18 protein-coding genes and 1 riboswitch are annotated in these 21977 nt (G+C 58.6%); of the genes, 9 read left to right on the top strand and 9 right to left on the bottom strand.

Annotated elements, in window-relative coordinates; translation table 11 throughout:
• Positions 1–31 precede the first annotated feature (31 nt).
• Positions 32–700, top strand: a complete 669-nt coding sequence (locus WNY39_RS11765) for an ABC transporter ATP-binding protein (RefSeq protein ID WP_342845721.1) — start codon at positions 32–34, stop codon at positions 698–700.
• The gene (locus tag WNY39_RS11760; protein ID WP_342845720.1) at positions 697–3225 is read left to right on the top strand and encodes an FtsX-like permease family protein; all 2529 of its coding nucleotides are present in this window, start codon (positions 697–699) and stop codon (positions 3223–3225) included. The genes WNY39_RS11765 and WNY39_RS11760 overlap by 4 nt, the downstream gene beginning before the upstream one ends.
• 61 nt (positions 3226–3286) lie before the next feature.
• On the opposite strand, the gene gcvP is transcribed toward WNY39_RS11760, so the two are convergent.
• From gcvP to gcvT, 3 genes are all read right to left on the bottom strand, one after another.
• Positions 3287–6130 (bottom strand): aminomethyl-transferring glycine dehydrogenase, encoded by a 2844-nt coding sequence (gene gcvP / locus WNY39_RS11755; RefSeq protein ID WP_342845719.1) that lies wholly within the window; start codon positions 6128–6130, stop codon positions 3287–3289.
• A gap of 67 nt (positions 6131–6197) precedes the next feature.
• A complete protein-coding gene (gcvH, locus tag WNY39_RS11750; RefSeq protein WP_341233261.1) occupies positions 6198–6557 on the bottom strand; it encodes a glycine cleavage system protein GcvH in 360 nt (119 codons plus the stop codon).
• Positions 6558–6575: 18 nt separating this feature from the next.
• A complete protein-coding gene (gcvT, locus tag WNY39_RS11745; RefSeq protein ID WP_342845718.1) occupies positions 6576–7700 on the bottom strand; it encodes a glycine cleavage system aminomethyltransferase GcvT in 1125 nt (374 codons plus the stop codon).
• Between the two features lie 157 nt (positions 7701–7857).
• Positions 7858–7944, bottom strand: a riboswitch (glycine riboswitch).
• Positions 7945–8080: 136 nt separating this feature from the next.
• Between gcvT and WNY39_RS11740 the strand changes: the two genes are divergently transcribed.
• A complete protein-coding gene (locus WNY39_RS11740; RefSeq protein WP_342845842.1) occupies positions 8081–8635 on the top strand; it encodes a gamma-glutamylcyclotransferase family protein in 555 nt (184 codons plus the stop codon).
• Here the strand turns inward: WNY39_RS11740 and WNY39_RS11735 are convergent.
• The 3 genes from WNY39_RS11735 to WNY39_RS11725 form a co-directional block, all read right to left on the bottom strand.
• Entirely contained in the window at positions 8615–10012 is a 1398-nt protein-coding gene (locus WNY39_RS11735) for an MATE family efflux transporter (protein WP_342845717.1), read from the bottom strand. The two genes, WNY39_RS11740 and WNY39_RS11735, sit on opposite strands and share 21 nt — an antisense overlap.
• Positions 10013–10093: 81 nt before the next feature.
• Entirely contained in the window at positions 10094–11419 is a 1326-nt protein-coding gene (gltX, locus tag WNY39_RS11730; protein WP_342845716.1) for a glutamate--tRNA ligase, read from the bottom strand.
• A gap of 66 nt (positions 11420–11485) precedes the next feature.
• Entirely contained in the window at positions 11486–13144 is a 1659-nt protein-coding gene (locus WNY39_RS11725) for an NAD+ synthase (protein WP_342845715.1), read from the bottom strand.
• Positions 13145–13319: 175 nt separating this feature from the next.
• Here WNY39_RS11725 and WNY39_RS11720 point away from each other — a divergent pair, with 175 nt between their 5' ends.
• Both WNY39_RS11720 and WNY39_RS11715 read left to right on the top strand, forming a co-directional pair.
• Positions 13320–14711, top strand: coding sequence for a 2-isopropylmalate synthase (locus tag WNY39_RS11720; protein WP_342845714.1), 1392 nt, complete (start codon positions 13320–13322; stop codon positions 14709–14711).
• Positions 14708–15010 carry an antibiotic biosynthesis monooxygenase gene (locus tag WNY39_RS11715; protein WP_342845713.1) on the top strand — a complete coding sequence of 101 codons (303 nt, stop codon included), beginning with the start codon at positions 14708–14710 and terminating at the stop codon, positions 15008–15010. The genes WNY39_RS11720 and WNY39_RS11715 overlap by 4 nt, the downstream gene beginning before the upstream one ends.
• A 128-nt stretch (positions 15011–15138) precedes the next feature.
• Here the strand turns inward: WNY39_RS11715 and WNY39_RS11710 are convergent, their stop codons facing one another.
• Complete coding sequence (locus WNY39_RS11710) at positions 15139–15804, bottom strand: SDR family NAD(P)-dependent oxidoreductase (protein ID WP_342845712.1); 666 nt, start codon at positions 15802–15804, stop codon at positions 15139–15141.
• Positions 15805–16080: 276 nt separating this feature from the next.
• On the opposite strand from WNY39_RS11710, the gene WNY39_RS11705 reads away from it, so the two are divergent.
• A complete protein-coding gene (locus WNY39_RS11705) occupies positions 16081–17649 on the top strand; it encodes a 2-isopropylmalate synthase (protein WP_342845711.1) in 1569 nt (522 codons plus the stop codon).
• A gap of 124 nt (positions 17650–17773) precedes the next feature.
• On the opposite strand, the gene WNY39_RS11700 is transcribed toward WNY39_RS11705, so the two are convergent.
• Both WNY39_RS11700 and WNY39_RS11695 read right to left on the bottom strand, forming a co-directional pair.
• Complete coding sequence (locus WNY39_RS11700) at positions 17774–18307, bottom strand: glyoxalase superfamily protein (protein ID WP_342845710.1); 534 nt, start codon at positions 18305–18307, stop codon at positions 17774–17776.
• 244 nt (positions 18308–18551) lie between these two features.
• Entirely contained in the window at positions 18552–19133 is a 582-nt protein-coding gene (locus WNY39_RS11695; RefSeq protein ID WP_342845709.1) for a VOC family protein, read from the bottom strand.
• Between the two features lie 181 nt (positions 19134–19314).
• Here WNY39_RS11695 and WNY39_RS11690 point away from each other — a divergent pair, with 181 nt between their 5' ends.
• The 3 genes from WNY39_RS11690 to WNY39_RS11680 all read left to right on the top strand — a co-directional run bounded on the left by WNY39_RS11690 (position 19315) and on the right by WNY39_RS11680 (position 21969).
• Positions 19315–20361: a rod shape-determining protein gene (locus WNY39_RS11690; protein WP_257884210.1), complete on the top strand. Its 1047-nt coding sequence runs from the start codon at positions 19315–19317 to the stop codon at positions 20359–20361.
• 73 nt (positions 20362–20434) lie between these two features.
• A complete protein-coding gene (mreC, locus tag WNY39_RS11685) occupies positions 20435–21337 on the top strand; it encodes a rod shape-determining protein MreC (protein WP_342845708.1) in 903 nt (300 codons plus the stop codon).
• Positions 21337–21969 (top strand): rod shape-determining protein MreD, encoded by a 633-nt coding sequence (locus WNY39_RS11680; protein WP_342845707.1) that lies wholly within the window; start codon positions 21337–21339, stop codon positions 21967–21969. Before mreC ends, WNY39_RS11680 begins: the two co-directional genes overlap by 1 nt.
• Positions 21970–21977 lie beyond the last annotated feature (8 nt).

Here is a 21977-nt window from a genome sequence, read left to right as displayed (position 1 = left end):
CAACAGGGACGACCAACAAAAAGGCAGCCTAATGACCGACCCCGTGTTCCAACTACAAGATGCGTCTTTACAATTGAATGGCAACGCCGGGGAGGTCGATATCTTACATGGGATCACTTTGGATGTTGCACAAGGCGAAACGGTTGCGCTGACCGGCCCGTCCGGTTCTGGCAAGTCATCGCTGCTGATGGTCATGGGCGGACTTGAGAAAGCGACCGGTGGCACCGTTCGCGCCTTGGGCCAAGACCTGACCGCAATGAGCGAAGACGGATTGGCCAAATTCCGGCGCGGGCGCATGGGCATCGTGTTTCAGTCGTTTCACCTGATCCCCACCATGACCGCGCTGGAAAATGTCGCCACCCCTTTAGAGTTGAACGGCGTCGCCGATGCGTTCGAACGGGCCGAGGCTGAACTGATCACCGTGGGTCTTGGACATCGCCTGAACCATTACCCGGCGCAGATGTCGGGCGGCGAACAGCAACGGGTGGCCCTTGCCCGCGCCTCCGCCCCACGCCCCGCGATTTTGCTGGCGGATGAACCCACCGGCAATCTGGACAGCACAAACGGGGCCGCAATCATGGACCTGCTGTTTGATCTGCGGGAAAAGCACGGGGCGACGCTGGTGTTGGTGACCCATTCTGACGATCTGGCCGCGCGCTGTGACCGGATCGTGACCCTGACCGACGGGCGCATCGTATGAGCCTTTCACTTGCGACCCGCTTTGCCCGCCGCGAAATGCGTGGGGGGCTGCGGGGGTTCCGCCTGTTTTTGGCCTGCCTTGCACTGGGTGTCGCCGCAATCGCTGCTGTGGGATCTGTACGATCCGCGATCGAGGGCGGATTGCAGCGCGAAGGTGCTGCCCTGTTGGGCGGCACGGCAGAGCTTGATTTCACCTACCGGTTTGCCACCGAAGAAGAACGCGCCTGGATAGATGCGCAGGCCACGGATGTTTCCGAGATCGTTGAGTTTCGATCCATGGCTGTTGTCGGGGATGGTGCCGCCGCCGACCGCGCGCTAACGCAAATCAAAGGGGTCGATGACCTTTACCCCCTTGTTGGCACGATGGTGCTGGACCCCGAAATGCCTTTGGATCAGGCGCTTGCCGAAACCGATGGGTTGGCTGGCGCGGTGATGGAACGCGCGTTGTCAGACCGGCTGGGCCTGTCCCCCGATGATGTGTTTAAATTGGGCACCAAAGAATTCCGCCTGAACGCCCTGATCATGCGTGAACCCGACAGCGCCGCCAGCGGCTTTGCCCTTGGGCCGCGCACGTTGCTGCGCACCGACAGTCTGGAGGGTGCGGGCCTGCTGTCGGCTGGCACGTTGTTCAATTCGAAATACCGGATGCTTTTGCCGCCGGAAACCGAACTCGACCAATTAAAGGTCGCCGCGCAATCGCGGTTCGAGAACAGCGGTATGCGCTGGACGGACGCGCGCAATGGTGCCCCCGGTGTCTCACGCTTTGTCGAACGGCTGACGGCGTTTCTGGTGCTGGTTGGATTGTCCGGCCTTGCCGTGGGTGGCGTCGGCGTGTCGGCAGCCGTGCGGTCCTATCTGAACGGCAAGACCGAGGTGATCGCGACCCTGCGCGCCCTTGGTGCTGACCGCGCCACGATCTTTCAGACGTATTTTATCCAGATCGGATTGTTGTCCTTGCTGGGCGTCGCCATTGGCGTGATCCTTGGGGCCATCGCGCCACTGGTTTTCGCGCCGCTGATTTCGGCCCGATTGCCAATCCCTGCGGCCTTTTCAATCTATCCAGCCCCGCTGATTGAGGCTGGGATATACGGTCTGCTGACCGCCTTTGCCTTCACCCTTTGGCCGCTTGCCCGCAGCGAAAACATCCGCGCCGCCACGCTTTTCCGCGATGCTTGGGACGGGGCCGCGCGCTTCCCTGCGCCGCGCTATATCGTGGTCATCGCGCTGACCGTCGCGCTTTTGGTCGGGTTGGCAGGATGGTTCAACGGCAGTTGGATGCTGACGCTGTGGACGCTTGGCGGGATCGCCGGTGCCCTGCTCATCCTGGCCTTGGCCGCCGCGATTGTACGTTTTCTTGCGCAGCGCGCGGCCCATTTTGCGCGGGGGTATCCAAAGATACGTTGGGCACTGACCGCCATTGGCGGCAATGGCGAAGGGGCCAGCGCCGTGGTGCTGTCACTTGGTCTTGGCCTGTCGGTTCTGGCAGCGGTCGGGCAGATCGATGGCAACCTGCGGCAGGCCATCTCGGGCAACCTGCCGGACATCGCGCCATCTTATTTCTTTGTCGATATCCAGAAAGACCAGATTGACGGCTATACCAAACGGCTGACCGATGACCCCGCTGTCAGCCGCATCGACAGCGCGCCGATGCTGCGCGGCGTGGTGACACAAATCAACGGCCGCCCCGCCAAAGATGTGGCAGGCGATCACTGGGTTGTGCGCGGTGATCGCGGCGTGACCTACGCCGCCGAACCGGGCAAGGATGCCAATATCACTGCCGGTGAATGGTGGGCGCCCGATTACACCGGCCCGCCCCTGATCAGCTTTGCCGCCGAAGAGGCCGAGGAAATCGGCCTTAGCCTTGGCGATACCCTAACCATCAACGTGCTGGGGCGCGATGTCACCGGCACGATTTCCAGCTTTCAAGAGGTGGATTTTTCCACCGCAGGCATCGGCTTCATCCTGACCATGAACCCCTCCGCGCTCGAAGGGGCACCGCATACATTCATCTCGACCGTCTATGCCGAGCCCGAGGCCGAAGCCGCGATCCTGCGCGATATCGCAACGTCCTATCCCAACATCACCGCCATTCGCGTCCGTGATGCCATTGACCGTGTGGCCGCAGTGCTGGCGGGGCTGGCAGCCGCCACATCGTACGGCGCAGCAGCGACCCTTTTGACGGGGTTTCTGGTTTTGATCGGTGCGGCTGCGGCAGGCGCAGATGCACGACGCTATGAGGCTGCATTGCTGAAAACATTGGGCGCATCCCGCCGCGCCATCGCAACCAGCTTTTTGCTACGCGCCGCGCTTTTGGGTTTGTTTGCCGGGGCTGTTGCCCTGCTTGCCGGTATCTTGGGCGGTTGGGCCGTCAGCCGTTTTGTGATGGAAACGCAGTTCAGCGTCATCTGGCCCTCGGCCATACTGATCATCGTCGGCGGCGCATTGGCGTCCGTCCTTGCCTCGCTGGGGTTTGCCGTCAAAGCGTTGAATGCCCGCCCGGCACAGGTGCTACGCGCCCGAGAGTAGTCCCTGTTTCGTCAAACAGAGGTGCCCTGCGCATGGGATTTCGCCATGCGCAGGTGCGTACTTATTCTGCCGCTTCTGCGTAGTCTTCCATCGGCGGACAGGTGCAGATCAGGTTGCGGTCGCCATGCACGTTGTCCACGCGATTAACCGGCGGCCAGTATTTGTCGACGCGGAATGCGCCGGGGGGGAAACACCCCTGTTCGCGAGTGTAGGGCCGGTCCCAATCGCCCACCAAATCCTCGACCGTATGCGGCGCATTTTTCAGCGCGTTATTCTCGCGCGGCATATCACCGTTTTCAATCGCACGGATTTCTTCGCGGATCGCCAGCATCGCGTCGCAGAAACGGTCCAGCTCGGCTTTGGTCTCGGATTCCGTCGGCTCGACCATCAACGTGCCTGCAACCGGAAAGCTCATCGTGGGGGCGTGGAAACCCGCATCTATCAAACGCTTAGCGACGTCATCGACCGTCACGCCTGCGCTTTCCTCGAACGGGCGGACGTCAAAGATACATTCATGCGCGACCCGACCCGTCGGTCCTTTGTACAGCACGTCATAGGCCCCTTCGAGCCGTTTTGCGATGTAGTTGGCGTTCAGGATCGCAACCCGTGTGGCCTGCGTCAGCCCGTCACCGCCCATCATCAGGCAGTAGGACCACGAGATCGGCAGCAAAGATGGCGATCCGTAAGGTGCCGCTGATACCGCGCCCTCGCCGCCATTCGGATGGCCCGGCACATGCGGGATCAGGTGCGATTTGACGCCAATCGGTCCCATACCGGGACCACCCCCACCATGCGGAATGCAGAAAGTTTTATGCAGGTTCAGGTGGCTGACATCGCCCCCCACATCGCCCGGCCGGGCTAGCCCCACCATCGCGTTCATATTGGCCCCATCAATGTAAACCTGACCGCCATGGTCATGGGTGATGCGGGTGACCTCGGTCACGGTTTCTTCGAACACGCCGTGGGTCGACGGATAGGTGATCATGCAGCCCGCCAGATTTTCGCTGTGCTTCTCAGCCTTTTCGCGGAAGTCGTCCAAATCAATATCACCATTGGCGGCGGTTTTGATCACGACAACCTTCCAGCCCACCATATTGGCGCTGGCGGGGTTGGTGCCATGCGCCGACATCGGGATTAGGCAAATGTTGCGGTGCCCTTCGCCATTGGCGCGATGATAGGATGCGATGGCCAGCAGGCCCGCATACTCCCCCTGCGCGCCCGAGTTGGGCTGCATCGAAATCGCGTCATAGCCGGTGATATCGCACAGCTTGGCCGACAGATCGTCGATCATATGTTTATAGCCAAGCGCCTGATCTTGGGGCACAAACGGGTGAATCATCGAAAACTCGCGCCAGCTGACCGGCATCATTTCCGCAGCTGAATTCAGCTTCATCGTGCACGACCCCAGCGGGATCATCGCACGGTCCAACGCCAGATCGCGGTCCGCAAGACGACGCATATAGCGCATCATCTCGGTCTCGGCGCGGTTCATGTGGAAAATGGGATGCGTCAGATATTGGCTCTCGCGGATCATCTGATCGGGGAACCGGTACTGTGCTTCGAATTTCTCATCCGTGCGCAGGATGCCAAAGGCACGCCAAACCGCCTCGATCGTGGCAGACACGCTACGTTCGTCCAATGTAATCCCAACGCGGGTTTCGCCAACGCGGCGCAGGTTGATACCTTCATCCACGGCCGATTTCATCACTGCCGCCTGCAATGGGCCAACGTCCACGGTGATCGTGTCAAAGAACGCTTGTGGATCGACCTTGAATCCGGCTTCCTCTAGCCCGTTCGCCAGCCGCACCGCTTTACGGTGGATGCGCTGCGCAATGGCTTTCAGCCCCTCGGGCCCGTGGAATACCGCATACATCGACGCCATAACGGCCAGCAACGCCTGCGCGGTACATACGTTCGAGGTCGCCTTTTCGCGGCGGATATGTTGCTCGCGGGTTTGCAGCGACAAGCGGTAGGCGCGGTTGCCATGGGCATCAATCGACACGCCCACAATCCGCCCCGGCATCGCGCGCTTATAGGCGTCTTTGCACGCCATATAGGCCGCATGCGGTCCGCCATACCCTTCGGGCACACCAAACCGCTGGGTGGACCCCACAGCGATATCAGCGCCCATCGCGCCGGGTTCCTTCAACAAGGTCAACGCCATCGGATCAGCAGTGACAACACCCAACGCCCCCGCGTTATGCAACGCTGCAATATGCGATGTGAAATCCCTCACATGTCCATAGGTGCCCGGATACTGGAATAGCGCGCCAAATACCCCGCTTGCGTCCATCTTGTCAGGATCACCGATGATCACTTCGATATCCAACGGGGCCGCGCGGGTCTGGATCACGGCGATGTTCTGCGGATGGCAATCGCGGTCCACGAAAAACGCCTTGGCCTTGGATTTTGCGACCCGCAGCGCCATGGTCATCGCCTCGGCACAGGCCGTGGCCTCGTCCAGCAAGGACGCATTGGCAATCTCAAGCCCGGTCAAATCGCTGATCATAGTTTGGAAATTCAACAGCGCCTCAAGCCGGCCCTGGCTGATCTCGGGCTGATAAGGCGTATAGGCCGTGTACCAGGCGGGGTTCTCAAAGATATTGCGCTGGATCGCTGGGGGTGTGACCGTCCCGTGATAGCCCTGCCCGATCAACGAGGTCAGCACCTTGTTCTTACCCGCCACCACACGCATGTGCTCCAACACTTCGCGCTCTGACATGGGCTTGCCGAAATCCAACGGCTCTTTCTGCCTGATCTTCGCAGGCATTGTATCGTCAATCAGCGCAGCAAGGCTTTGCGCCCCCACGGTCTTGAGCATATCCGACATTTCCGCCGGAGACGGCCCGATATGTCTGCGGTTGGCAAAATCATACGGCAAATATTCGGTTGGCTTGAAAACCATGGCGCAACGCCCCTCATTCCAAATGGTCTAAAATCCCCGCCGGAGGCTCCGACGGGGGCAGATCGGCTTAGCCGATGAATTTTTGATAGGCGGCTTCATCCATGAATTCGTCCATCTGGCTGGGGTCAGACGCTTTCATCTTGAAAAACCATGCCTCGCCCTGCGGGTCATCGTTCACCATGCCCGGATTGTCGGTCAGGGCACCGTTCACTTCGATGATCTCGCCATCAATCGGGGCCAGAATGTCGGATGCCGCTTTGACGGATTCGATCACAACGACCTCGTCATCCTTGCTGACGGTCACCCCTTCGGAGGGCAGTTCCACAAACACCACATCGCCCAGCTGTTCTGCCGCGTGGATCGTGATGCCCACGGTGATTTCGTCGCCTTCAACGCGCAGCCATTCATGTTCTTCAGTAAATATCATCTGTTCGTCCCTTGTTGATTATCGCTTAAAATTCGCCGCCACAAAGGGCAGCTTGGCCACACGCACAGGCAAACGCTTACCGCGCACCTCGCCCCACAGCGCGGTATCCATGCTGGCATATTCACTACCGACATAGCCCATGGCAACAGGTCCACCTACGGTCGGTCCAAAACTACCTGACGTGACGCTGCCCACGAGACGTCCGCCGGTTTCGTCATCATAAAGCTGCGTGCCTTCCCGCATCGGCGCGCGGCCCTCGGGGGCCAGCCCGACGCGCTTGCGCGCCACACCGTCCTCGAAGGCCGCTTGCACCACGTCAGCGCCGGGATAGCCTCCTGCACGGTCGCCACCCGGGCGGCGCAGTTTCTGGATCGCCCAGTTCAGGCTTGCCTCAACCGGGTTGGTTTGCGCGTCGATGTCATTTCCATACAGGCACAACCCCGCCTCAAGCCGCAGTGAATCCCGCGCGCCCAATCCGATGGCCTCGACCCCGTCCAGTGCCAGCAACCGACGCGCAAGCGTTTCGGCATCCGCATCTGGCACCGAAATCTCGAACCCGTCTTCGCCGGTATAACCTGAGCGCGAGGCCCAAACCTCGATCCCGTCCAAGTTCAATGTGCCAAAATCCATAAACCGCATATCCGCCGCCGCAGCATCCAGCGTCGCCACTGCCGCCGCAGCCGTTGGCCCCTGCAGCGCGACCAAGGCGCGGTCGGTTATCGGCGTCACGGTGACCTCAGGCTCAAGCGCCGATTTCATCCGGGCAATATCCGTCGCTTTGCAGGCTGCGTTCACCACCACAAACAGGTCATCACCGCGCCGGGCAAACATCAGATCATCCTCGATCCCGCCCGCGTCATTGGTGAACAACCCATAGCGCTGCCGCCCGTCGGCAAGTCCCAGCACATCCATCGGCACAAGCCGCTCGAATGCGGTCGCCACTGCCTCCCATGATGCGCCGGACAGCATCACCTGCCCCATGTGGCTGACGTCGAACAAACCGGCATGGCTGCGGGTGTGCAGGTGCTCTTTCATCACGCCCATGGGATACTGCACGGGCATGGAATACCCGGCAAAGGGCACCATCTTGCCACCCAGTTCCAGATGCAGATCGTATAGTGGCGTTTGATGCAAATCGCTCATGGTCACAGGCCTTTTCTTTTCAAATCCAGAAGGCCTTTGACCAAACTGGCATTCAGCAGGCCGCACGATGCGACCCACAAAATGCCCCCTCTGTCCTTTCGCCTGAGATCGTTATCCCTTCGGCGGGTGCATGTGGCACCACTCTCCAGAGTGTTTCGGTCACGTAACGGTCCACTTGCCTGAGAGTTTCCGGGGCGGTTGCTCCTTCGGCACTGGGTTCTCCCAGTTCTCCCGTTACGATGGCTATTGCTATGCCGGATCACCGCGCAGCGTCAAGCAAAGTCGCGCCTTCCCATGCAAATGTTTTTCACAATGCCCGCAGTTTTGGCGCGGCACGCAGGGCAGTGGACATCTTTGCAATCATCGGCCAAAACACTGCCATGACACCATATTTCTTCGGCTATGGCAGCCTCGTAAACCGCAACACTCACAGCTATCCCGATGGACGCCCCGCGCAACTTCAGGGCTGGCGGCGGGTTTGGGTACGCACCGCGCAGCGCGACATGGTTTTCCTAAGCGTTGAGCCAGACCCCACAACCACCATCGACGGGCTGATTGCAGCGGTTCCCGGCGCGGATTGGAACGCCCTTGATGCCCGCGAAACCGGCTATGATCGCATCAGCTCAGGCGGCGCAGTGCTGCATGATATCCTGCCCTCCCCCGACATGGCGCATTATTCGATTGCGCCGAAAAACCAAAAGCAAAGTGGCGATAACGCCATCCTACTCAGCTATCTTGATGTGGTGGTTCAGGGGTTCCTGCGCGAATATGGCACTGCTGGCGTCACGCGGTTTTTTGACACCACACGAGGCTGGGATGCCCCTGTGCTGAACGACCGCGCGGCACCGCGCTACCCAAGGCATCAAACCCTGACGCGGCAGGAAATCGCATTGGTTGACGACAATCTGGATCGTCTATCGGCGCAGGTGAAGTAGCGCCATCAAACGCCCTTCGCGACCGAAAACATCGGCCCGTTGTTCTTTGGGGCGGCCACCGCTTGCAATCAACCGCAGCGCCAGCACCCAGGCCAAACCGCCAAACAGCACGCCCGCCGCGGCCTGCCCGATCAGCACCCCCGGTGCCCCGTACAAGACACTGCCAAGCCACACCAGCGGCACCATACCAACAGTGTTACGTCCCCAATTTGTGACCGTCGAATAATAGGGATGGCCCATGTTGTTGAACGCGGCGTTCGACACGAACAACACCCCGTTAAAGAAAAACGCCAGTGACAGCGGGCCACAGAACAAGAATATCAGCGTCATGGTGATACCATCGGCATCAAACAGCGCCGCCAACGGCCCGCGGGTTAAAAACAATCCCGCTGAAATCGTGACAATCACAATGCCTGCAAACAAGATACCCGCATTATAGGTCCGCTTGACCCGCCCCATGTCGCCCGCGCCAAAGTTCTGACCGATGATGGGCCCCACCGCCCCCGACAGGGCAAAAATCACCGCAAAGGCCACCGGCATCATACGGCTGACAATCGCCATCCCCGCGACCGCGTCTTCGCCATAAGCCGCCATGGCGCGTGTCACATAGGCTTGGCCAACCGGCGTTGCGACCTGTGTTAAAATCGCAGGCACCGCTATCGCCAACACCGGGAATAAATCGCGCCACATGCCCGCCAGTCTGGGGCGCGCGATCCCACCATAGTGGCGTACAATCGGCATCAACGCCGTATAGGCAATCACCACCCGCGCCACAAAAGACGCCAGCGCCGCACCGGTCAGATCAAGGTCAAAGCCAAAGATCAGAATCGGATCAAGGATTGCGTTCACAATCCCGCCCGCGATCGTCGCCATCATCGCGCGGCGGGCATCGCCATGGGCACGCAAAATCGCGCTGCCCATCATACCCAACATCAAGAACGGCACCGAAGGCACAACAATCTGCAGAAAATGTACGGCCAGATCCGCCGTCTCTCCCTTTGCACCGACCAGATGCACCAAAGGGTCCAACGCCAGAAACACCAAGATCGCAAACACCACCCCGAAAATCGCGCCGTAACACAGCGCATGGGTCGTCCGCTCGCGCGCCAATTCCATGTCGCCTTGCCCCAAGGCCCGCGCGACCAAGGCCCCCGCAGCAATTCCCAAACCAATCCCAAACGATGTGGTGAAAAACAAGATCGCCCCGGCATAGCCAACCGCCGCCGCCAGTTCAGCCTTGCCCAGCATTGAGATGAAAATCATGTCGACAAAATCGACCAGAAAAACCGCGACCAACCCGACCGACGCCAACAGCGACATCGACGCGACATGGCCAAACAGGTTGCCCGACAAAAACTTGGCGCGCCCGTCAGCCATGACAAGCGCGCCCTATATTCATTTTGCGAAATAAACTCTCGCCGAAGGCTCCCGAACTTTCGTCCAGATGCCCGGCCAAACTCATCCGCGCGCCTTCACAACTTGCATCAGTGGCAACATCGCGGCCATCTCGGGGCCGCGCGCTTGTCCGGTCAGCGCCAGACGCAGTGGCATGAACAGGGTTTTACCCTTGCGGCCCGTCTTCTCTTTGACGGCGGCGGTCCATGTGCTCCAGGTGGTCTCATCAAATGCACCCTCGGGCAACATCGCCATGGCCTCGGCGATGAACTCTTTGTCCTCGTCCGCGATCACGGGCTCGGCCCCTTGGCTGAACATCTCCCACCAGCCCTTGAGGTCGTGCAACGTGGTGATGTTTTCACGCGTGACTTTCCAGAACAGCGCCGCTTTGTCGTCGGGCACACCAATCGCCGCGATATCCTCGGCAACAGCCTCAAGCGGCAATGTCTGCAAATAGCGGGCGGTCATCGGGAACAGGTCCTCGACGTCGAACTTGGTCGGCGCAGAACTGAAATGCCCGATGTCGAACCCTTCGATCAACTCTTCCATGCTTGTGCGCAATTCCACTGGATCGGAAGACCCCAACCGCGCCAAGGTACTCAGCAGGGCAAAGGGTTGCACACCGCGTTCACGCAGATCGCGCAGCGCCAGCACGCCAAGACGTTTGGACAGCGCCTCGCCTTGCGGGCCGGTCAACAGCGAATGGTGCGCGAATGCGGGGACAGTCCCGCCAAGTGCCTGAATGATCTGAATTTGGGTTGCCGTGTTGGTCACGTGGTCCGACCCACGCACCACATTGGTCACACCCATTTCGGTATCATCCACAACCGACGCCAGCGTGTACAAAATCTGGCCATCGGCGCGGATCAAAACCGGGTCCGACACAGACGCGGCATCAATCGAAATATCGCCCAGAATGCCGTCGTTCCATTCGATCCGTTCTTGGTCCAGTTTGAACCGCCAAACACCGGGGCCACGCTCTTCGCGCAGCTTGTTCTTTTCAGCTTCGGTCAGGTTCAACGCGGCGCGGTCATAGACCGGCGGCTTGCCCATGTTCAGTTGTTTCTTACGCTTAAGGTCCAGTTCGGTGGGGGTCTCCCACGCCTCGTAAAAACGGCCCATTTCGCGCAGTTTATCCGCTGCGGCGTGGTATTTATCCAGCCGTTCAGACTGACGCTCAACCCGGTCCCACTCAAGGCCCAGCCATGTCAGGTCTTCTTTCAGCCCTTCAACATATTCTTCCTTGCTGCGCACCTGGTCAGTGTCATCAACCCGAAGGATGAACGTGCCGCCGTTCTTGCGCGCGATCATGTAATTCATCAACGCCGTGCGCAGGTTGCCGACGTGAATATAACCTGTGGGCGATGGGGCAAAACGTGTGATGGTCATTGGGTTCTCCTGTTGGCCGCTGGCTTGTCACAGCGCGGCCTGATTGTCCAGATTATGCGGCGGCGTTCAGCTTGGGTCACGCCACCGGTTCACAATGGGGTAACGGCGATCCAGCCAAAACGCGCCCTTGGTCAAACGCGGGCCGGGGGCGGACTGAAACCGTTTATATTCGCTAATATATATCAGCTGCTCGACCTTCTTTGCCAGATCACGATCAAACCCCGCCGCAACACAATCGGCGACCGATCCGTTCTGATCGACCAGAATTTCCAGCATTGCATCCAGATCGGGATAATCGGGCAGGCTGTCGCTGTCTTTTTGATCTTCGCGCAGTTCGGCTGTTGGCGGCTTGTCGATGATGCGCGGCGTGATCACCTCGCCCTTGGGGCCCATCATCCAGTCGCGGTGATTTTCATTGCGCCAGCGGCAGGTTTCAAAAACGCGGGTTTTATACATATCTTTGATCGGGTTATAGCCGCCCGCCATATCGCCATAGATTGTGGCATAGCCGACCGCGACCTCTGATTTATTGCCTGTGGTCAGCAGCATCTCGCCAAACTTGTTGCTCATCGCCATCAACAGCAGCCCGCGCAAACGCGACTGGATGTTTTCCTCGGTCAGATCAGGCTTTGTGCCCTCGAACAGCGGGGCCAGCGTATCAGTGATTGCCGCGCGGCCTTGCGTGATCGGCACATAGTCATAGCGGCAACCAAGTGCGTTTGCGACGGCCTCGGCATCGTCCAATGACGCTTGGGATGTGTATTCAGACGGCAGCATCACGCAGCGCACATTCTCCGCGCCCAGCGCGTCAACCGCGATTGCGGCCACAATCGCCGAATCGATCCCGCCCGACAGGCCCAGCAGAACTTTCTTGAAGCCTGTCTTGCGCATGTAGTCACGCAGGCCCAACACCATGACGTGATAGTCTTGCTCATACTCGGATGGCAATTGCACCTTGGGTCCATCCGCAATGCGCCACCCGTCGGCGTTCCGCTCAAGGTCTATATGCGCGATTTCAGCGTCAAAGGTCGGCATCTGGAATGCCAGCTTGCCGCTGGGGTTCAAGCCAAAGCTGGCACCGTCAAACACCTGATCGTCCTGACCGCCAACCATGTTGAGATAGATCAGCGGCAGTTCAGTTTCGATCACGCGGGCGACCATATTGTTCAGCCGTGTTTCAAACTTGCCGCGATAATACGGCGATCCGTTCGGCACCAGCAGGAACTCCGCACCGGTTTCGGCCAAGGTTTCGGCAACGTCGGGGTGCCATGCGTCTTCGCAGATCGGGCTGCCAATGCGGGTATTTCCCACAGAGTAAGGGCCACCCAGCGGTCCGCTGTCAAAGATACGGACCTCGTCGAACACAGTCTCGTTCGGCAGTTCGTGCTTTAGAACCCGGCTGGCGATCTTGCCACCCTTAAGGATCAGATAGGCGTTATACAGCTCCGCCCCCTCGACCCAAGGGGCACCGATGGCCAATGCGGGGCCATCGGCACAATCTGCCGCCAGCGCCTCAATATGGGTCATGACATCCAGTTGAAAGGCGCGCTTCATCACCAAATCTTGCGCGTTATAGCCGGTAATGAACATTTCCGGCAGCGCCACCATATCAGCACCCGCCGCTTTGCCCTGCTCCCATGCATCTCGGGCAAGTGCTGCGTTGCCTGCCAAATCCCCAACGGTTGGGTTTAATTGTCCCAGCGTGATGCGAAAACGCGATGTCATGTGGCAGTCCTTCGATAATCTACGCGAAGGATGTAGCAGATCACGCGCCAAGGGAAAGGCCAAGCACCGCCGCCGCCTGCAAAAGACGATTGCCCCCTTGATGGCCATTGCTTAGTCTCGACGCTAACAAAAGCACCGTTGATGATCTGGTGCTCCTTTAGCCGAAAGCTGTGCCATGTCCCGATTACCCCTTACGCCTCTCATCCTGTGTCTCAGCTTGCTGCCGTTTTCAGTGTCGGCTCAAGACGGGTCGGTGCTAAGCAAGCAATATGACGATGGCGGCGTCTATGAGGGAACATTTCGCGGCGGCGTTCAGCACGGCGCAGGGACTTATACGCTCCCCAATGGCTATGAATATTCCGGCGAATGGGTCGATGGCGAAATCAAAGGGGCTGGCACGGCGCGTTTTCCCAACGGGTCAATCTACGAGGGCAGCTTTTCCAAAGGCAAGCCCGACGGCATCGGCAAAATCACCTTTGCCGATGGCGGCACCTATGAGGGCGAATGGCAAGGCGGCGCGATCATGGGTCAGGGCATCGCGATATATGCCAATGGCGTGCGTTACGAGGGCGCGTTTCGCAATGCAAAACACCACGGCAAGGGCGTGATGCAATCCCCCGGCGGCTACGAGTATCAAGGCGACTGGGTCGACGGCGCCAAGCAAGGCATCGGCAAGATCACCTATCCTGATGGCGCGATATATGATGGCGAGATCAAAGACGGTGAACGCCATGGAACGGGCACTCTGACCATGCCCGACGGGCTGGTTTATGTCGGGCTTTGGAAGGACGGACAAATCGACGGTACCGGCACATTGACCCAGCCAAATGGTGACATTTACGAAGGTGATCTGGTCGCCGGGCAACGTCAGGGCATGGGCAAAGTAACCTATGCCAACGGCGACACCTACGAGGGGCAGTTCAAGGATGACCGCCGCGACGGGCAAGGTACGTTCACCGGCACCGACGGCTATGTCTATACCGGCGCATGGGTGGCCGGCCAGATCGAAGGGACAGGTCAGGTCACCTACCCCGACGGGTCTGTATATGCGGGTGATTTCCGTGATGACCTGGCCGATGGGCAGGGCAAGATCACCTATCCGGACGGGTCCAGCTATGACGGTTCGTGGGCCGCAGGCGTGATCGAAGGGCGCGGCACCGCGACATACCCCAACGGCATCGTCTATGAGGGCGATTTCAAGAATGCGCGCAATGACGGCACGGGTACGATGACCTATGCCGATGGCTACCGTTACGAGGGTGACTGGAAAGACGGCCAACGCCATGGCACCGGCAAAGCGACCTATCCCGATGGTACAGTCTACGAGGGTTCATTTGCCAACGGCAAACGCGATGGCACGGGCAAGATTACCATGACCGATGGCTTCACCTATGACGGCGAATGGTCAGACGGCATGATGTCAGGTCAAGGCGTGGCAACCTATGCAAATGGCGATGTCTATGAAGGTACGTTTGAGGACGGCAAACGCCAAGGGTCCGGCACCATGCGCTATGCCACAGGCGAGGAAGCCTCGGGCACTTGGGTTAACGGCGCGCTTTCAGAATGATTGCCGTTATATTCGAAGCGTTCCCCTATGCTGAAAAGCGCAGCGACTATCTTGATATGGCATCCAGAATGCGCGGCCTGGTGGATCAGATCGACGGGTTTATATCGGTCGAACGATTTCAATCGCTCGCCAATCCCGACAAAATACTATCGATATCCATTTTTCGGGACGAAGCTGCCTTAAACGAGTGGCGCGAGAAAACCACCCGGCAAGAAATCCCCAAAGCCGCGCGCGAAGATTACTTTCAGGATTTTCGCATTCGCGTCGCCCACGTGATGCGCGACTACGCCATGTTCTAGCACCGCTCCCCATCACCGGGATGCACAGCTTTCCACTAAACAGAACACCTTGTCCGCCTTCTCTGGCTCTTAAATATCCCCGCGCGGAGCGCATTCAGACTGCAGCCAAAGGCGGGCCGCTCTCTGCGTCACCACGGCACGGGCTTACCGGCCCAGTCAAAGAAGCGCCCGGTGTCTTTCGTTCCCAGCCCATCAAGAACACCCAGTATATTTTCTGCAGCTTCAGACGCCTCCACCGCTGGATGGCGGGCAAGGTATTTCTCGGTGAACGGCGTTTTGACCGTGCCGGGGTGCAGCGCCACGCAAATGCTGTGTTTGTGACTGCGGGCCAACTCTATTGCGCCGGTTCGGATGATTTGGTTCAGGGCGGCTTTGGCACTGCGATAGCTGATCCAGCCGCCGATCTTGTTATCGCCGATTGATCCGACCCGTGCGGACAATACCGCAAACACGCCGCGCCCGTCGCGGGGCAATAAATCATGCGCATAGCGCAACACCAATGCAGGGCCAACTGCATTCAGAGCAAACTGATCCATCATTGCCTTTTGACTGATGAACTTGATCGATTTCTCTGGCACGGCCCCGTCGATCTCAAGCGCGCCGGAAGCCACCAAAACAATGTCAAATGGGCCGTCCAAGCCGCCGATATGCTTCTGCACACTCGCTTCATCGGTCAGGTCCAAACCGTCCTGCGACCGCGATAACCCGGTCACCTGATCACCACGTGACGCATACGCTGCGGCCAGCGCTGATCCGACCCCGCCGGACGCACCTATTATCAAAATCCGTTTCATCAGCATGATGTAGCGGGGGTGCGTCTCTAATCAACAGCGACCCCTCGCACCCGGCTTGCACAGTCCCAAAAAATGCTTCCCATTTGTGTTTGCACCAGTATAACGTGCCCCATGACTTATGCTGATCATACACCGACCCTGCTGCACGTTCCTGCGCTGTCGCTGTGTGCAAACCTACTCCTGCTAATCCGCCTCTGAGCGTGCCATCCGGCGCGCCCGCTCAGAGGGATGTGCAGCGCGCCAAGGATTGAAAAGCAGAATGAAAGAACCCAACACATGACCGATACGACAAAACAAGACCGCGTCTTGATCTTTGACACGACGTTGCGCGATGGCGAACAATCGCCCGGTGCCACCATGACCCACGCCGAAAAGATCGAAATCGCGGGTCTGCTGGACGAAATGGGCGTCGATATCATCGAGGCAGGTTTCCCCATCGCCTCGGAAGGTGACTTTGCCGCCGTGAGCGAAATTGCCCGCCTGTCGAAGAATTCCGTGATCTGCGGGCTGGCGCGCGCGCAGTTCGGCGATATTGACCGCTGCTGGGAGGCCGTGAAACACGCAGCCCAACCGCGCATTCACACCTTTATCGGCACCTCGCCGCTGCACCGCGCCATTCCGAACCTGACCATGGATGAAATGGCCGACCGGATTCACGAAACGGTCACCCATGCGCGCAACCTGTGTGACAATGTGCAATGGTCGCCGATGGATGCCACCCGGACCGAGCTTGATTATCTGTACCGCACTGTCGAAATCGCGATCAAGGCCGGTGCTACCACGATCAACATTCCCGACACCGTCGGCTATACCGCCCCGCGTGAAAGTGCCGATTTGATCCGCAAGCTGCTGGAAAATGTGCCCGGCGCGGACGAGATCATCTTTGCCACCCATTGCCACAACGACCTTGGCATGGCGACCGCCAACAGCCTTGCCGCCGTCGAGGCAGGCGCGCGTCAGATCGAATGTACGATCAACGGTTTGGGCGAACGTGCAGGCAACACCGCGCTGGAAGAAGTCGTGATGGCCATGAAGGTGCGCAACGACATTATGCCGTTCCAAACGCAGGTGGACAGCACCAAGCTGATGAACATCTCGCGCCGCGTGGCGACCGTGTCGGGCTTTGCCGTGCAGTTTAACAAGGCCATCGTCGGCAAGAATGCTTTCGCCCACGAAAGCGGTATCCACCAAGACGGTATGCTGAAAAACGCCGAGACGTTTGAAATCATGCGCCCCGAAGATGTGGGCCTGACCGAAACCAATATTGTCATGGGCAAGCATTCGGGCCGCGCCGCGTTGCGGTCCAAGCTCGAGAACCTTGGCTATGAATTGGGCGACAACCAGCTCAAGGACGTGTTCGTTCGGTTCAAGGAACTGGCTGATCGCAAAAAGGAAATCTACGACGATGACCTGATCGCCTTGATGCGCACGGCAACGGACCCTGAAAGCGACCGGATCAAGCTGAAGTCGATGCATGTGGTTTGCGGCACCGATGGCCCGAACGTGGCCAAGATGACGCTGATCGTGGATGGTGAAGAACACAGCACCGAACAAACCGGCGACGGCCCCGTCGATGCGTCGTTCAAGTGCATCAAGGCGCTGGTGGACCATTCCGCCCGCCTGCAACTGTACCAAGTGCACGCCGTCACCGAAGGCACCGACGCGCAGGCAACCGTGTCCGTCCGGCTTGAGGAAGACGGCCGTATCGTGACCGGGCAAGCCGCCAACACAGATACGGTGGTCAGTTCGGCGCAGGCCTATATTCACGCGCTCAACCGTCTGTTGGTACGCCGCGAAAAAGGCGGCACCGACAAACGCGAGATCAGCTACAAAGACGCTGGTTGATGGGACAAGGCAGGGTTTCGACCCTGCCTTTTTCTTAGGCTACCTTCAGCCCCTTTCCCCCCACCCATGATCTATGGCGCGGGGGTGAGCGAGGCTCAGAAGGATTGCCTGAACCCGCCGCTACTTACGAGCCCTGCTCGCAAAACCGCAGGCGATTGCCGAACGGGTCATGGACTTGCATCTGTAGCCCCCAAGGCAGTTTCTCTAGCTTCGGACGATTGAAGACATAGTTTTTATCTGACAATTCACGATGCAATGCGCGCAGGTTCGTTGTCGGGATAAACGCATTCGATCCCGGGCTGGCATCCCCGTGATGCTCTGACAGATGAAGTTGCAAGCCTTCACGCTCTACCGCCATATAAAGAGGCAGGTCAGCGGTATGCCGATGCTCGAACGCGACCCCAAACCCCAAAAATTCGCAGTAGAATTCTCGGGCCTTTGCCTCGTCAAATATCCGCAGGATTGGACTGCATCCTGTGAATTCAATCTCTTTTGGTGCGGTCACCGATAGTGTCGCGGTCGCGGTGTTCCAATCGGGAAAGCCAAGGCTTTTGGCGATGAGTTCAAGGGCTGTTGCGTGTGAAATATCAGTGTTTTCCACGGCAAGGGCTGCACGCAGTTTTCTGGCCATTGATTTGACCTGATCTGAACTGAACATTGTGTTCTCCATACCAGCGTATCTACAGCGGCGCGCGCGTTACCGACCGTACGCTGGTCGGAAATTGGAGTTTAGACTAAAGCGACTTTCACCGTTCCCGAAGGATGCGCGCGGCAGGTAACACAAAACCACCCCCAACATCGCCAATTTCAGATCGTGGTCAAGATCGGTTGCTTGAATTTTCGCAGAATTGATGGGGCGTCCGCTAGTTCGACAGGGCGGCTTGCGGGCACCCCATTTTCAATCAGTACGGATTTTTAGGCGACCGATCGTCCGACAGGGACCTTTGGGACCGCTCGACGATCGTCACTGTCGCATCCGCTAGATGTTGGCGTTCAATATGGTGATCGCCCCGCGCGACGCGCAATTTATGGGCTTCCAGCATAACCTCGGCATGTGATGATCCGCGTGGCGGGATAAAGGTATAGCAGGCCAGTTCGATCAGAAAACCCAGCGGGTCCTTGAAATAAATCGAGTGCATAAAGCCGCGATCCTTGATGCCGGAATTCCCGATGCCGCGTTCTTTCAGACGCTCAAGCACTTGGTCGAACATGGCGCGGTCCACCTCGAACGCGAGATGATGCACGCAACCTGCATCCGTCGGGGTCCGGCTATGAACGGGTTTGCGGCTCTCGTTGGTGAAAATTGTGATCAAGCGGCCATCCCCGGGATCGAAATACAGATGCCCCTCGTTCGGGTCGTCCAGATTGGGTTGATCAAATATAAAGGGCATGCCCAACAGCCCCTCCCAAAAGTCGATGCTCGTCTGGCGGTCCGCGCCCATCAACGTGATATGGTGAACGCCTAAAACTTGAATCTTTTGCATTTTTTCTTTCCCGATATTGTCCCTTTGCGGAAAATATAGCGTAGTGGCGGCATCATGCCACCAAGAGAGTCAATCCCCCTTTCGTCTGGGGGCACATCATCCTATACAACCATACGGTCGGTCTCTGATCAGAGTTCAGAGGCGTTGGCCCAAAACGATTTTTTGCAAGGTTCTGCTGCTCATGTCGATATTTGATAAATTCCGTGGTTTGTTCTCGTCCGATATGGCCATCGACCTTGGGACGGCAAACACGCTGGTCTATGTCAAAGGTAAGGGCATCGTTTTGTCGGAACCGTCGGTTGTGGCCTATCACGTCAAGGACGGCGTTAAAAAAGTCCTGGCTGTGGGCGAAGACGCCAAGCTGATGCTGGGCCGGACGCCGGGCAGCATCGAAGCGATCCGCCCCATGCGCGAAGGCGTGATTGCCGACTTTGATACCGCTGAGGAAATGATCAAACATTTCATCCGCAAAGTGCATAAACGCTCGACCTTTTCAAAACCCAAGATCATTGTTTGCGTCCCCCATGGTGCGACCCCCGTTGAAAAACGTGCTATCCGTCAGTCGGTTCTGTCGGCTGGTGCGCGCCGCGCTGGTTTGATCGCAGAACCCATCGCCGCCGCCATTGGTGCGGGCATGCCGATCACCGATCCAACCGGCAACATGGTCGTTGATATCGGTGGTGGTACAACCGAAGTTGCGGTCCTGTCGCTAGGCGATATTGTTTACGCGCGCTCCGTGCGCGTCGGTGGTGACCGCATGGACGAAGCGATCATCAGCTATCTGCGGCGTCAGCAAAACCTGCTGGTGGGTGAAACAACGGCTGAACGGATCAAGACATCGATTGGTACCGCACGGATGCCCGATGACGGACGCGGCACATCGATGCAAATCCGCGGGCGCGACCTGTTAAACGGTGTCCCCAAGGAAATCGAAGTCACCCAAGCACAAATCGCCGAAGCCTTGGCCGAACCCGTGCAGCAAATCTGCGAAGCGGTGATGACCGCGCTAGAAACCACCCCGCCTGACCTTGCCGCCGATATCGTGGATCGCGGCGTCATGCTGACAGGTGGCGGCGCGTTGCTGGGCGATCTGGATCTGGCGCTGCGTGAACAGACGGGATTGGCCATTTCCGTGGCAGATGAGCCGCTGAATTGTGTGGCACTGGGCACAGGCAAGGCATTGGAATACGAAAAACAATTGCGCCACGCCATCGACTACGACAGCTAAATCAGGCACACTTTACCAAAGCCCGATCAGCGGCAGGACGGCCCTGCCCTAAAGGCAGGGAACACGTCACGTCATGGCTACAGACAAATCCTCATCCAACGACTTTGGCCGGCCTTTACGGCGGATCATGTTGGCTGTGCTGATGTTGTTGCTTTTGGGTGTGTTCCTTCTGTGGCGCATCGATAGCCCGCGCGTCGAACGGTTTCGCGCGCAAATCACGGATCGCCTCGTTCCCAATCTGGATTGGGCCATGGCCCCCGTGACCGGAACAATAAACCTGCTGCGCGACTATCAAAGCTATCAGCGGCTTACCGTGCAAAATCAGGAACTGCGGTCCGAGCTGCGCAAGATGCAGACATGGAAGGAAGCAGCGCTTCAGCTTGAGCAGGAAAACGCCCGGTTGCTGGACCTGAATAAGGTGCGGCTTGATCCGCGTCTGACCTATATCACCGGCGTTGTACTGGCGGATTCCGGATCGCCGTTTCGGCAATCCGTCTTGCTGAATGTCGGATCAAGAGACGGCATTGTGGAAGGTTGGGCCACCGTGGATGGGATCGGCCTTGTGGGCAGGATTTCCGGCGTCGGCAAAGACACGGCGCGGGTCATTTTGGTCACCGACACGTCCAGCCGCATCCCCGCGACCATCCAGCCCTCGGGCCAGCGCGCGATTATTGCGGGCGATAACTCCTCTGCGCCGCCGATTGATTTTCTGGAAAACCCCGATCTTGTCCGCCCCGGTGACCGTGTGATCAGCTCCGGCGATGGTGGGGTCTTTCCTGCTGGCCTGTTGATCGGTCAGGTCGCCGCAGACCCCGGCGGCCGTCTGCGTGTGCGGCTGGCTGCCGATTTTGAACGGCTGGAATTTCTGCGGGTATTGCGCGGTCACAGCGTCGAAACGGTGACCGAGGGCGCGTCGATCATATTGGACCAAACACCCGCCCCGGCACCAGCTATCCCCGAGGCGCTTGGCGAATAATGGACACGCACTCGCCCCTTCGCCTGTGGATGATGCGCGCGGTGTTTCTGATGCTGGCGATGACGTTGCTGTTTTTCCACCTCTTGCCGATTGAGACACAGCCCGTGGCCCTGTTTCAGGTCGATCTGCTGCCACCGCTGGCCACCATCGACCCTGCAGAGGCGCGATTGCGCAGCCTGCTGAACCAAGGCAATGCACGCTACATGGTCGCGCCTGATCTGCTGATTGCATTCGCCTTTGCATGGTCTGTGCGACGGCCCGAATATGTACCCGCGGTTCTGCTATGCGCGGTGTTTTTGCTAACTGATTTATTGCTTCAACGCCCACCGGGCCTTTGGGCCTTGCTGGCTTTGGTTGCCTGCGAAAACCTGAAGGTACGCGGGCGATCCTTGCGCGACAGCAGTTTCGGGCCTGAATGGTTCGCGGTGACATTATGGCTCGTGGCTATTTTGCTGCTGAACCGCCTTGTGCTAGTATTGGTATTGGTCCCCCGGCCTGATCTCAAGCTCAGCTTGATCGAATTAGGACTGACGATTTTGGTCTATCCCATCGTCGTTTTGATTACCCATCTGCTTATGGGGGTCCGCAAGGCCACACCGGGTGACTTTGACAGTGCCGGCAGCCGCGCATGAGGAGACGG

Origin of the sequence: Sulfitobacter sp. AS59 (genome assembly GCF_038899995.1) — a bacterium.
In the GTDB taxonomy this organism is placed as follows: domain Bacteria; phylum Pseudomonadota; class Alphaproteobacteria; order Rhodobacterales; family Rhodobacteraceae; genus Sulfitobacter.
Note: the sequence above shows the minus strand (reverse complement) of the source record. Positions and strands in the feature narration are given on the sequence as shown.